Source organism: Sphingobium sp. AntQ-1 (genome assembly GCF_028538045.1).
Classification (GTDB): Bacteria; Pseudomonadota; Alphaproteobacteria; order Sphingomonadales; family Sphingomonadaceae; genus Sphingobium; species Sphingobium cupriresistens.
The window spans coordinates 2479821-2492794 of record NZ_CP117158.1 but is presented as its reverse complement, the minus strand read 5'-3'; the positions used below and the strand labels follow the sequence as shown (position 1 = coordinate 2492794).

General features: G+C 63.4%; 13 protein-coding genes. 9 read left to right on the top strand and 4 right to left on the bottom strand.

Going from position 1 to position 12974, the window contains the following annotated elements:
- The 9 genes from sphantq_RS12475 to sphantq_RS12435 all read left to right on the top strand — a co-directional run bounded on the left by sphantq_RS12475 (position 1) and on the right by sphantq_RS12435 (position 8511).
- Entirely contained in the window at positions 1–1119 is a 1119-nt protein-coding gene (locus sphantq_RS12475; protein WP_272798639.1) for an ATP-binding protein, read from the top strand.
- The gene (locus sphantq_RS12470) at positions 1109–3037 is read left to right on the top strand and encodes a hypothetical protein (protein ID WP_272798638.1); all 1929 of its coding nucleotides are present in this window, start codon (positions 1109–1111) and stop codon (positions 3035–3037) included. The genes sphantq_RS12475 and sphantq_RS12470 overlap by 11 nt, the downstream gene beginning before the upstream one ends.
- Before the next feature lie 328 nt (positions 3038–3365).
- Positions 3366–3686 (top strand): helix-turn-helix transcriptional regulator, encoded by a 321-nt coding sequence (locus sphantq_RS12465; RefSeq protein ID WP_336314426.1) that lies wholly within the window; start codon positions 3366–3368, stop codon positions 3684–3686.
- Positions 3687–3965: 279 nt separating this feature from the next.
- Positions 3966–4229, top strand: a complete 264-nt coding sequence (locus sphantq_RS12460; RefSeq protein ID WP_272798637.1) for a hypothetical protein — start codon at positions 3966–3968, stop codon at positions 4227–4229.
- 46 nt (positions 4230–4275) lie between these two features.
- A complete protein-coding gene (locus tag sphantq_RS12455) occupies positions 4276–4503 on the top strand; it encodes a zinc-finger domain-containing protein (RefSeq protein ID WP_066599960.1) in 228 nt (75 codons plus the stop codon).
- A 44-nt stretch (positions 4504–4547) separates the two neighbouring features.
- Positions 4548–5990 carry a metalloprotease TldD gene (gene tldD, locus sphantq_RS12450; RefSeq protein ID WP_272798636.1) on the top strand — a complete coding sequence of 481 codons (1443 nt, stop codon included), beginning with the start codon at positions 4548–4550 and terminating at the stop codon, positions 5988–5990.
- Between the two features lie 91 nt (positions 5991–6081).
- Positions 6082–6657 carry a DUF924 family protein gene (locus sphantq_RS12445; protein ID WP_272798635.1) on the top strand — a complete coding sequence of 192 codons (576 nt, stop codon included), beginning with the start codon at positions 6082–6084 and terminating at the stop codon, positions 6655–6657.
- A 155-nt stretch (positions 6658–6812) separates the two neighbouring features.
- On the top strand, positions 6813–7151 hold the full coding sequence (locus sphantq_RS12440; RefSeq protein WP_004209785.1) for a P-II family nitrogen regulator: 339 nt from the start codon (positions 6813–6815) through the stop codon (positions 7149–7151).
- A 13-nt stretch (positions 7152–7164) separates the two neighbouring features.
- Positions 7165–8511 (top strand): ammonium transporter, encoded by a 1347-nt coding sequence (locus sphantq_RS12435; protein WP_066599953.1) that lies wholly within the window; start codon positions 7165–7167, stop codon positions 8509–8511.
- A gap of 137 nt (positions 8512–8648) precedes the next feature.
- Here sphantq_RS12435 and sphantq_RS12430 read toward each other — a convergent pair whose 3' ends face one another.
- From sphantq_RS12430 to crtY, 4 genes are all read right to left on the bottom strand, one after another.
- Entirely contained in the window at positions 8649–9599 is a 951-nt protein-coding gene (locus sphantq_RS12430) for a phytoene/squalene synthase family protein (protein ID WP_066599949.1), read from the bottom strand.
- A gap of 132 nt (positions 9600–9731) precedes the next feature.
- A complete protein-coding gene (locus sphantq_RS12425; protein WP_066604873.1) occupies positions 9732–10313 on the bottom strand; it encodes a TIGR00730 family Rossman fold protein in 582 nt (193 codons plus the stop codon).
- Positions 10314–10338: 25 nt separating this feature from the next.
- Positions 10339–11823 (bottom strand): phytoene desaturase, encoded by a 1485-nt coding sequence (locus tag sphantq_RS12420; protein WP_066604867.1) that lies wholly within the window; start codon positions 11821–11823, stop codon positions 10339–10341.
- Positions 11823–12971, bottom strand: coding sequence for a lycopene beta-cyclase CrtY (gene crtY / locus sphantq_RS12415; protein ID WP_272800226.1), 1149 nt, complete (start codon positions 12969–12971; stop codon positions 11823–11825). Before crtY ends, sphantq_RS12420 begins: the two co-directional genes overlap by 1 nt.
- Between the last annotated feature and the right edge of the window lie 3 nt (positions 12972–12974).

Sequence of the window (12974 nt, the reverse complement as noted above, 5' to 3'; positions counted from 1 at the left end):
ATGACGACCTACAAGAAGCCCAAGCGCAACACGGGACTTGCCAAGCCCGATCCCTACGACGTCGTCGCGCAGACGCGCGCCGAGCACGCTCAGGGCATCGTCGAGAACATCTGGGTGGACACCGCGCGCCAGCGCCAGTCCCTCAACGAAATCCGCAAGTACATGCGCATCAGCAAGAAGAAGCGTCGCGGGACGCCGCTGGGCGGGCGCCGTTTGAGCCAGTTCAGCCAGGCCGGCAAGAGCGCCATCGCCGAACGCCTGATCTACGAACTCGAGCAGGAGGCGATCCAGGCGGGGTCCCCACCCAACCCATTTCGCGTCATCCACATCACCATCAGCGCGCGGATGACGCTCAAGATGCTCTTCCTGGCGATCCTCAACCGCCTTGCTGACAATTTCGCCGCTGAGACCGGCAGGGGGCACAAGGATACAGAAAAGGAAGAAAACCAGATTCGCGGCAAGTCGGGCGATAACGTCATGATCCTGGAACAGCGCATCGAGGAATGGGTGGCGCGGCTCGGCGTGGAGCTGATCGTCATCGACGAGGTACAGCTGCTGGCGACCAAGAACGAACGCAGCGTAACCGATCCGGACTACGGCAGCACGGTCCTTACCGCCGACGCCTTCGAGGTCACCAAGAAGCTGCAGTCGTTCATCGACCGCGGCGTCGTGCCGATCGTCTTCATCGGCGACGAGACCTCGGAGAGCTTCTTCAAGATCAACGGCCAGTTCGCCGCCCGCCTCGGCACGGCCCTCGAACTCCCGCCGCTGAACGTGAAGAAGGCGTCGGATCGCCAGCAGTTTATGAACTTCTGCAAGGAGTATGACCGCCAGCTCGTCGCCCAGGGCGCCACGCCCGTGCCGACCTGCCTCACCGAACACGCCGTCCTCACGGGTCTCATCGCCGCGTCCGGCGGTCACATCGGCCGCGCCGCCCGGATCATACAGGTCGCCATGCCAGCGGCTCTGGAACGCGGTGCCGTCACGATGGAGGCCTATGACCTCAGCAACGCGATCCGCGACTATGTCATGGACCTAGGCTGGATCGACTACGACCCATTCTCCCTCCAGCCGGTTACAAAGGCTCCTGAAGTCGATGAGACCGAAGATGCAGAATGATCTGCTCACGGGGCAGCGTCTGCGCTTCGGGATAGAGATGGATCAGGATGAAAGCATCCCCGGCGTCATAGCGCGCAGCGTCAGGCAACATGTCCTCGGCGGAACGCGCCCAGTCCTCAACGCAGCCGGGGTGGACATGCGCCACCTCGGCTACAGCCAAATCGCAACACGCGCCGAACTCGAGCGCCTCGCCTTCGTGGCGAGGTGCCAGGCGGAAGCCCTGTTTGCCAATGCCGGCGAACGGGTCATGGACGAGTCGGTCGACAGCAGCCTCGAATTGAACTTCGGTCTGCACACCATTCCGCGAGTTCACTTCGAACTCAATCGGCGGAGGATCTCGCCGCTCACCCTGCGCAAGCGCGGATTCCATCGGCTGGACTGGATGAACCTTCTTCTGCCCTATTGCCCCGAAAGCCGAGAGCAGCTCATCCACCAGTGTCAGACATGCCAATCGAAGCTGGGTTGGCACTACGCGCGCGGCATAGGCATCTGCGAATTCTGCGAGACCGAGGTGGCACCGTCGTCCGAGCCACCTCTTTCCGAAAAGCTCGTCGACGACTATCGGCTATTCGCGAAACTATCATCGCCCGACTCCCGGAAAGTAACTTCAGCATTCGCATCGCTGCCCCGGGCACTCCAGGCAGCGCGCCGCGACACGCTAGTCCGGCTTGCAACGATGACGGGAGGGCTGGTCCAGGACGGCCACGTCGTCACGACCTCACGCAGGGCCATTCTCCAATTACCGGCCGATGTCATGGCGCCGGTCGTCGCCAGCGGAACCTCGTTCCTCCGTTCATGGCCGCACGGATTCCAGTCGTGGGTCCGAGAGCGATCAGAAAGTCTGATGCAGGATCGCGCGCAGCTCAAGACATTCCGCAATCGACTCCGGCGCCTGGTTCAGGCCAACCTCGAGTCCGAAGACCTCACAAGTCTCGTCATCGAGAGCTTTCCAGACCTCCGGGAACATCCGGTACATGCCTTCTCGAAGGGAAGGCATTACCTGTACATGTCCACCCAGAAGCGCCTCCGCCTCGACACGCCCCACATGGATGCGCTGAGGCGATGGATGGGCGAGGGATATCGTCCGTCGCCGACGACGGATCAGTTCCAGAAGGGGCAATTCGACGCCGAAGTGATTGACGCAATAGCGCCTGTCTTCGGCGGCGCGATGCCACTGAACGCATGCAGCTCGCGCATGAAGATTCCTCGCTATGCGGTCGAGCAATGTTGTCGTCCCGGTCTCCTGGCCCGGGAAATTCATCCCGCCTTCCTAGCGATAAAGGGATGGGATGCCATCCAATCGGCGAGCCTCGACGCACTCAACGCCAATCTGCTCGGGGCGCAAAGCCGCGCTCCACTCCCTCCCGCGGCAGTATCCTTGTCCGTGGCTGTCAAGCGCATCGGCGGACGCCTCAAGCCCTGGGGTTCGATCTTCCAGGCCCTCAACGATGGAGACCTCGAATTCTGGGTGGCAGGGGAAAAGCCCACGTCGACGTCGATCCGCCTGCATGCGGCCGATCTTGCCCGCTTCGACGGTGTCGTCGACGATGTGCCCGTGTACGGCGGGAAGCCTTTCGCCAAGGTATCCCAGGCCGACGCCGCCGAGATACTCAACCTCAAGCCCGCACTACTTCCAGAAATCGGACCTAGGCTCGGCATTGACTTCATCCCAAACGGACGAGGTCTCGGCGCGCCGCTCGCCACGGTCGTACAGGTCGCTGCGGCAGTCGCTTGGGACAAGGAGATTTCCTGGCATCTCGGCGTCCGCCATGATGAAGTCGAAGACATCCTGCTGTCCCAAGGCATCCGTCCTCTCGAGATCGGATGGAGCCGCCCACGACTCGTCGACCGAGGCATCCTGCCGGGCTTCCTAGCGGAAGATCAAGTCCAACCTTCAGTCAATTGCGGTCTGGCTTGAAGCTGACTTGCCATCCGGCGCGGAATTGATCCAGCGTTGCGACGGCTGGGTCTGCGACCTCGATCGAGGGGTGGAGCATGGTTGTCCGGCGGCCGACGGCCGAAGAGCTTTCAAAGCAGAGGCGACCCTTCACGAGAATGTGTATCTTCGTCAGACGGAAAAATCCTAGGGCCGTGCCGCATCGGGCAGTTCGCAACTGGTGGAGGCGGCGCGACCTATTGCAACATGCTATCCTCCATCGAGTGCCGGCCCGGAGTTCGATAATCAGTCTGGCGCCTGATGTCCTCATGTGGACGATTAGTACCTACTTGCGATATATATCGTCCACATGTGGACACCCATTCTCACCATCCCTGAGATGATCACCGACCTCGGGCAGAAGATACGGGTGCGCCGTGTACTACTTGGGTTGACTCAAGCCGATGCAGCGGAGCGTTCCGGAGTGTCATATCGGACATGGCGCCGAATGGAGCAGAACGGCCAAGCGTCGATCGAGGATCTGGCGAAGGCTGCGATCGCGCTCCGGTGCGAGGATGGATTGGCAAAACTTTTCCCCGCGCCTGCCGCCGCGTCCATGGACGAGCTGCTGCAGCACCAGAGGGTTGCCGCGAAGGTGAAGCGCCGACTGCGCGCACCTTCGCGGAAGTAAGGCTGTGTGCGAGATGATGATTCTGCATGGAACATTCGGGAGAAAAGAGTCGGAGATTCATAGAGCGCACAGCGGATGCAGTACCGCAATTTTTACTCGCTGCTTGCAGGGCGACTCAAGCGGCATTGCGAGATGAGCGCTGATCGACTATAATAAGCGAACTGGCACCTTGGCTGGTCATTGGGCGCGGCTTCGAAACTTCAACGCGAAAACCGCGAAAATTCGGGCCAATGACAAACTAAGGTTGTGCCAGCGCCTTCGGGACTTCGCCGGGAATGGGTGGCGGAAAAACTTCGAGCGAAGGCAATAGACCGCCTTCAATTCGCAACCGTAATGTTCATCGTGCAGCAAGCATCGATACGGCATCGTTACTATATGCCATTCGCAGCTTTCTTCGGCGGCCCGATCATGCCTGTTTTGCTGATGCTGTCGCCGCTGGCGGTGATGGCGGCCAGCGATTGCACTCGCTGGCATCCGGTCGCCGATGCGGCCAAGGCTGGCGACCGAACAGCCTGCACCCGCCATCGCCCGCCATTGATGTGACAGTGGATATTGCGGCGCAGCGCAGCCGCTGCTAGTCCCGCATCCCATGATCCAACCGCCCGAAATCCTCCGAGTCTCCAAATCCCGCGTGTCATGCGACGGTAGCGGCGACATCCCCGCCGCGCTCGGCCATCCGCGCGTTTTCCTGGAAATCGACGACCATGGCTATGTCGATTGCGGTTATTGCGATCGGCGCTTCGTGCTAATTGGCGGCCCCGCCGACAATGGCGAGATCGCGGGCAAGCCGGACATCGCGTCGGGCGCCAGCCTCTAAAATTTTCGTTGGGCTTGGGGAGCGCCGCCCCTATATCGAGTGGCATGACCGATCTTGCTCCCCTGTTCACTGACGCCCGCGGCTTGCTCTATCGTCCCGGCCTGCTCGATCCCGATGGTGCGCGCCGCCTGACAGCGGAGGCGCTGAAGGCCTGCGACGACGGCGAACTCTATCTGCAATATCGGGCGAGCGAGAGCTTCGGCTTTGACGATGGTCGGCTCAAGACCGCCGACTATTCGACGGACGCGGGCTTTGGTCTGCGCGGGGTGTCGGGCGAGATGACCGGCTTCGCCCACGCCAATGACATTAGCGAAGCGGCGATCCGCAAGGCGGCCCAGACCCTCACCCTGCTCGACCCGGCCAGCAGTCCGGCTGCGCCGCCGCCCCAGCGCACCAATCGCCACCTCTATACCGACGCAAATCCACTGGAGATCGTCCCCTTCGCCGAAAAGGTGAAGCTGTGCGCCGAGGTCGACGCCGCCGCGCGCGCCCGCGATCCGCGGGTGGCGCAGGTGTCGGTCAGCCTGGCCGGCAGTTGGTCGGTGGTCGAGATCGTCCGCGCCGACGGCTTCACCGCGACCGATATCCGTCCGCTCGTCCGCCTGAACGTCTCCATCATCCTGGAGGAAAATGGCCGCCGCGAAACTGGCGTGTTCGGAGTGGGCGGGCGCTATCTCTATGACGAGGTGATGGACCGCGCCGTTTGGAACCGGGCCATCGACGAAGCGCTGGCCCAGGCGCAGGTCAATATGCGATCGATCGCCGCGCCAGCGGGCGAAATGACCGTGTTGCTCGGCCCCGGCTGGCCCGGCGTGCTGGTGCATGAAGCGATCGGTCACGGCCTGGAAGGCGATTTCAACCGCAAGGGCACCAGCGCCTTTTCAGGCCGGGTCGGCCAGCGTGTCGCTGCGCCCGGCGTCACCGTGGTCGATGACGGCAGCATCCTCAATCGCCGCGGATCGCTCTCCATCGATGATGAAGGCACGCCGACGCAGGAAAATATCCTGATCGAGGACGGCATCCTGAAAGGCTATATGCAGGACCGGCTCAACGCCCGGTTGATGGGCGTCGCGCCCACCGGCAACGGCCGCCGCGAAAGCTACGCCCATGCGCCGATGCCGCGCATGACCAACACCTTCATCAAAGGCGGGCAGGACGATCCGGCCGAACTGCTCAGTCGCATGAAGTCCGGCATTTTCGCCAAAAGCTTCGGCGGCGGGCAGGTCGACATCGTGTCGGGCAAGTTCGTCTTCTCCTGCACCGAAGCCTATAAAGTGGAGAATGGCCGGCTGACCGACCCGATCAAGGGCGCGACCCTGATCGGCGATGGCCCGACCGCGCTGACCAAGGTGGTCGGCATCGGCAACGACTGGGCGCTGGACGAAGGCATCGGCATGTGCGGCAAGGGCGGGCAAAGCGTGCCGGCAGGCGTGGGACAACCGACGCTGCTCATGGAAGGCCTGACGGTTGGCGGCACGGCGACCTGACTAGCGGGACTCCAGCCGCTGATGAGGCGACCGGAGCCTTTTACAGCCATGAGTGGCGGGAACCGGAGCGGTTGTCCGTCATTGAACTTGTATGAATATGCTGACCGACAGACATGATGCGGTGACGGCCGATTGGGCCGCGGCGCTGCTCGATTTCTGGTTCAATCAGGTGGGCGAGGCTGGCTGGTGGCGCCATGATCCGGCGCTCGACCGGCAATGCGACCAGCAATATCGCCCATTGTGGCAAGACAAGCAGGCGCTGCCGGCCGACACATTCCTCGATCGGGCCGACGATGCGCTGGCGGCGGTGCTGCTGTTCGACCAGATGCCGCGCAACATATTTCGAGGCACCGCCCAGGCCTTCGCCACCGACGCGCTGGCGCGGGACGTGGCGCGCGGTGCCATCGCCCAAGGCTATGATATTCAGATCGGCGGCGCTGGAAGGCTTTTCTTCTACATGCCCTTCCAGCATAGCGAGGCGATCGAGGATCAGGAGTTGTCCCTGGCCCTGTTCGAAGGCGCGGGCGACGAACGGTCGCTCGATTTCGCGCGCCAGCACCATGCAACCATCGCCCGATTCGGTCGTTTCCCGCATCGCAATGCCGCTTTGGGTCGCGAAACGCTGCCCATAGAAGCGGACGCAGCGGCCGAAGGCGCACGCTGGTAGACGATCTGCCCATTTTTTAGGCAGCGGATGGTTGCTGCCCATTTTTTCGGCGCTGCACCATGACCCGTCGCGGTCAAAGCCCGCATTAACCCGCCATTAGCATTTTGGCACGCCTCTTGCTGAGTAGTCCCCGCACACCAGTAACAGGGGGCGACATGAAACTTGTCATGGCTATCATCAAGCCGTTCAAGCTTGACGATGTCCGCGAGGCACTCTCCTCGCTCGGCATCGCAGGAATGACGGTTAGCGAAGTGAAGGGCTTCGGCCGCCAAAAGGGGCAGACCGAAATCTACCGCGGCGCCGAATATTCGACGAATATGGTCCCGAAGATCAAGATCGAGGTGGTCTGCGACGACGACCTTGCCCCGCGCGTGGTCGAAGCGACCCAGGCGGCCGCCAATTCGGGCGCCATTGGCGATGGCAAGATCTTCGTCCTCGATGTCGGTCAGGCCGTGCGCATCCGCACCGGCGAGACCGGCGAAACCGCGCTGTAAGAAGGGGGAAATAATGACCTTTTCCAAGAAACTTTGCGGGATAGCGGGGGCAACCGGCCTATCGCTGTTCGCCGCGCTGCCTGCCTGGGCGCAGGATGCGGCGGCCCCCGCCGCCACGGTCGACAAGGGCGACGTCGCCTGGATGATGACCTCCACCGTCCTGGTCCTGGCCATGATCCTGCCCGGCCTCGCCCTGTTCTACGGCGGCCTGGTGCGCAGCAAGAACATGCTGTCGGTGATGACGCAGATCGGCGCGGCTGCTTGCCTCGCCATGCTCATCTGGGTGATCTACGGCTATTCGATGGCCTTCGGCCCCGACTACACCAGCGGTCTTTCCAACTTCGTCTCGACCTTCGACAAGGCATTCCTGAAGGGCGTCACGCCCGCTTCGCAGGCCGCGACCTTCACCGCAGGCGTCGAAATCCCCGAATATGTCTTCATCTGCTTCCAGATGACCTTTGCCGCGATTACCGTCGCGCTGGTGCTGGGTTCGGTGGTCGAACGCATCAAATTCTCGGCCGTGATGGTGTTCGCCGCGGTCTGGCTGACGATCGTCTATTTCCCGATCGCGCACATGGTCTGGGCGGCTTCGGGCTATTTCTTCAAGGCGGGCGCGCTCGACTTTGCGGGCGGCACCGTGGTCCATATCAATGCGGGCGTCTCCGCGCTGGTGGCCTGCATCATCCTGGGCAAGCGAATCGGCTTCCCCAAGGAGCCGATGGCGCCGCACAGCTTGACCCTGACAGGCGTCGGCACCGGCCTGCTGTGGGTCGGCTGGTTCGGCTTCAACGCCGGTTCGGCGCTGGAAGCCAATGGTTCGGCAGCGCTGGCCATGATCAACACCTTCGTCGCCACGGCTTCGGGCGGTCTGTTCTGGATGCTGGCTGAAAAGCTGAACGGCCACAAGGGTTCGGCCCTGGGTTTCTGTTCGGGCATCATCGCCGGTCTCGTTGCCGTCACTCCGGCCGCCGGCAACTCCGGTCCGTTCGGCGCGATCATCCTGGGCGCCGTCGCTTCGATCATCTGCTTCTACGCCGTCACCGTCGTCAAGCCCAAGCTGGGCTACGACGACTCGCTGGACGCCTTTGGCATCCACGGCGTCGGCGGCATGATCGGCGCCATCGGCACCGCCATCGTCTACTCGCCCGCCTTTGGTGGCCCCGGCGCGGAAGACTATGCAATCGGCGCAAAACTGCTGGTTCAGATCGAAGCGGTCGTCGTGACCATCATCTGGGCAGGCATCGGCACCGCCATCGCCATCTTCATCGCCAAGGCCGTCACTGGCCTGCGGGTCAGCCAGGAAGTCGAACTGGAAGGCCTGGACCTCGGCGAACATGGCGAACGCGCCTACAACTATTGAGATTGGCAGGGCGGCCCGCCTGTCGGGCAAGGGCCGCCCGCCTCACCTTGTTCCTCCTGCGAACATGCCTTGGGCCGGTGCGTAAGCATCGGCCTTTTTTTGGACGCGCCGGTGCATAAGCATCGGCCCTTTTTTCGTCAGGCCGAGCGGGTCCAGAGGCTCGCAGGGCGCGGCACAGCGGCTGGCCAGCGACTTGCACGGCGGACCACCTGCACCGCCGCCCGCGCCACCCAGCCCAGCTTCTCACGCTTGGGGGTGACAACGCGGTGGTCCCAGGCCTGCTCGCCGCGGCGCGCGACTTCGCGGGCGATGTCGCCATAGATGCCGGCGGCCGCCAGCACCGCCCAGGCAGCGCGCGGCGGCAATGCGCCGGTGCCGTGACGGGCGCTGTCCTCATAGGCAGCGGCCATGGTCGCCAAGCGGCGCGACAGGATCGCCAGCCGGGGCCGGACCCAGGGCTTCATATGTTCGCCCGGCGGAATGTCCATTTCGGCGAGCCATAATTGCGGCAGGTAGCAACGATCCGCCGCCTCATCCTCGCTGATGTCGCGGGCGATATTGGCCAGTTGAAAGGCGAGGCCCAGGTCGCAGGCGCGGTCGAGCGTCGCGCGGTCGTTAGGGTCCACCCCCATCAGCACCGCCATCATGCAACCGACCGCGCCCGCGACATGATAGCAATAAAGCAGCATGTCGGCTTCGCTGCGCGGCCGCCAGTCGCGCGCGTCGAGGGCGAATCCTTCGATCAGGTCGTGGGCGTAGCGTTCGGGGATGGCGCATTCGCGCATGACCACGCCGAAGCCGTCGAACGCCGGGTCGCCGGTCGGTTCGCCGCGTAGCGCCTTGTCCGTCAGCACGCGCATCATCGACAGACGGGCTTGCGCATTCGACACGCTGGTCATCACGCCGCCATGATCCTGCCCATCGGCGATATCATCGCACTTGCGGCACCAGGCGTAGAGCAACCAGGCCCGCTCACGGGTTTTCCGGTCGAACAGCTTCGATGCCAGGGCGAAGGATTTGGAGCCGCGCGCGATGCTGTCGCGGGCGTGGGCGACAAGGGCGGGACGGTCGGGGACTGAAGAGGACATGCGGCGAGACATGCCCTGCCTTGCAGGGAAAGTCACCCAACGTCCGTTCGTTTCGAGCCTAGTCGAGAAGCACACCGAACGCACCAACCGCTTCTCGACTTCGCTCGAAGCAAACGGATGCGTTCTATATCGTCAGAGCCTGTCTGCCTTCATCGCGAAGATCGTTTCATGCGGCTGATAGGCCGACATGGCGTCGACCAGCGCCTCGATGCCGTCGGCATGAATCATGATCCCGGCATGTTGGGCGCGGATAAAGCCGGCCTCCACCATCTGCCGGTTGAAGCCGATCAACTGATCGTAGAAGCCCGCGACGTTGAGCAAGCCCACCGGCTTGCTGTGATAACCCAGTTGCGCCCAGCTGATCGCTTCCCACAATTCGTCCATCGTGCCGACGCCGCCGGGCAGCGTCACGAAGCCGTCCGACAGGTCCGTGAAGAGCTGCTTGCGCTGGTGCATCGTCTGGACGACATGCAATTCCGTGCAACCGCGATGCGCGACCTCCGCGCCGACCAGGGCTTCGGGGATCACGCCGATCACCTCGCCGCCCGCTTCCAGCGCCGCATCCGCCACCGCGCCCATCAGGCCGAGCCGCCCGCCGCCATAGACGACTCCAATGCCCCGCTCCGCCAGCGTCCGTCCGACATGACGCGCCGCATCGATATAGGTCAGGTCGGCGGGGGTCGCCGATCCGCAATAGACTGCCAGTCTCTTCATCATATCCGTCCGTGGGCCTAAGCCCCTATTTCAAATCATCCAGCATCAGCGCCGCGGTCGCCTTCGCGCTGCCCACCACGCCGGGGATGCCCGCGCCGGGATGGGTGCCGGCCCCTACCAGATAGAGATTGGGAATGACATCGTCGCGATTATGCGCGCGGAACCAGGCGCTTTGGGTCAGCAAAGGCTCCAGGCTGAAGGCGCTGCCCATATGCGCGTTCAGGTCGCGACCGAAATCGCTGGGCGCATAATGAAAGCGGGTGACGATGCGCGAGCGGATGTCGGGAATCAGCCGATGCTGGATTTCGTCCAATATCCGCTCCGCATAAGCATGGCCGAACTGATCCCAGTCGATCGGCAGCTTGCCCATATGCGGCACGGGCGCGAGCGCATAGAAGGTCGAGTGCCCCTCCGGCGCCATCGACGGATCGGTGACCGTCGGATGATGCAGGTAGAGCGAGAAATCCTGCGGCAGCACGCCATGATCGTAGATGTCGGTCAGCAGCCCTTCATAGCGCGGGCCGAACAGGATCATATGATGCGGGATGCCGGGCCAGCTGCCCTTGATGCCGAAATGAAGGACGAACAGACTGGGCGACCAGCGCTTCTGGCTCAGTTTCTCGCCCTGTTTCTGCCCGCGGGGATGATGGCCGAGCAGGTCGCGATAGCTGTGCATCAGGTCGGCATTGGTGGCGATGGCGTCCGCCTCCCCGCGCCATCCCGATGCGGTGTGGACCGCCGTCGCCTTGTCGCCATAGGTTTCTATCCGGGTGACGGCATCGCCCAGCCGCAGCGTGCCGCCCAACCGTTCGAAATGGGTCGCCATGCCATGGACCAGCCGGTTCGTGCCGCCTTTTGCGAACCAGACGCCGCCATCCTTTTCCAGCTTGTGGATCAGCGCATAGATGGCGCTGGTCTTCATCGGATTGCCGCCGACCAACAGGGTGTGAAATGACAAAGCCTCACGCAGCTTTTCGTTCTTCACATGGCTGGAGACGATCGAATAAACCGATCGCCAGGCCTGATATTTGGCGAGGCTGGGCGCGGCTTTGATCATCGAGGCGAAGTCGAGGAAGGCGACCGAGCCGAGCTTGCGATAGCCCTCCTCGAAAACGCCGGCGGCATAGTCGCAGAAGCGATCATAGCCCGCGACATCGCCTGGATCGAGCTTGGCGATTTCGGCGCGGAGCGCGGCTTCGTCATTGCTGTAATCGAAATTGGTGCCGTCGCGCCAGTTGAGCCGGTAGAAGGGCGACACGGGCATCAGAGTGACGTCCTGCGCCATGTCGTGCCCCGACAGCCGCCACAGTTCGGCCAGGCAATCAGGGTCGGTGATGACAGTGGGACCGGCGTCGAAGGTGAAGCCGTCCTTTTCCCACATATAGGCGCGCCCGCCGGGACGATCGCGTCCTTCGACCAGGGTGGTGTCGATGCCTGCCGATTGCAGGCGGATGGCGAGCGCCAGGCCGCCAAAGCCTGCGCCGATAACGATCGCTGTCCTGTTGGTCATCAGGCGGGCGGGTTCCATAATGTTCGCATGGCGTCCCTTATGGGTACAGGCGGGCGTCCGCACAAGATGCGCATACGGTCAGCCAGCGACGAACGGCCGGCGTAGAAACGCTGGATCAGGTCCGGGCGCAGCCGATAGAAGCGGGCGAAGATGCGCCAGCGCTGATCCGGCCGGGCGGCGCCGAACAGCATCTTGCCAAGCAGCCGATAATAGCCGCCGCGTCGCCAATGGGCCGCGGCATAGCTGCGGGTGGCCGCGGGCAGATTATCGAGCGGCTGATCCACCAGCCACAGCGCGAATCGCACCGCATCGGGCAGCGAATAGCCGGTCATCGGCTGGAACAGGCCGGCGCGCACCCCGGCGCGGGCAACCGGATCGCCCATTGGCCAATAGCGATCAAAGTCGCCACCATAAACGACCGGCAGGACGCCCTGTTCGCGATGGACCAGCTCGCCGCGCCAGCCCCTGGCCTGCGCATAGGCGGCGATGCGGGCATCGAGCGTGGGCACGTCCAGATCCGGCGTGTCGCTATAATAAGTATCCTCGATAAAGAGCGTGCGGTCGTCCCAAGGCAGCAGATAGACGAAGCGGTAGCCATCGACCTGATCGACCGTCGCGTCCATGATGACCGGGCGGTCGATGCCATGGGGAGCGTCGCAGCGCAGCGCATGGCCGACGAATTTCTGCCAGCCGCAGCGCAAGGCCGACAAATCCCCTGCGCCGCGGGCGTCGATAACCGCCCCCGCGGTGATTTCCCGGCCATCGGCCAGGCGGATGGCATGGGGTTCGACCGCGGTCGCCGTCGCGCCGGTCAGCAGCCGATCACCCAATATGCGTTCAAGTGCGACAGCGAGTTGGACAGTATTAACGCTGTTATAGGGCGTCGCGAGATTGCGACCGTAGTCGGGGAAACGCACGGCATGGCCCTGTGGCCAGCGATGGGCGACAAGCGGGTCGACGAGCCAGCGATCGGCGGGCGCAACGTCGCCATCGAAGAAGGACCAGAGATGATTGCCGCCGGGCCGATCCCCCTGTTCGACCAGCAGCAGCCGCACATCGGGCCGCAGCGCGGCGAAGGCGAGCGCGATCAACCCACCGGCAAGGCCGCCGCCGATGATCGCCAGGTCGCAGTCCAGATCGCTTGTCATGGC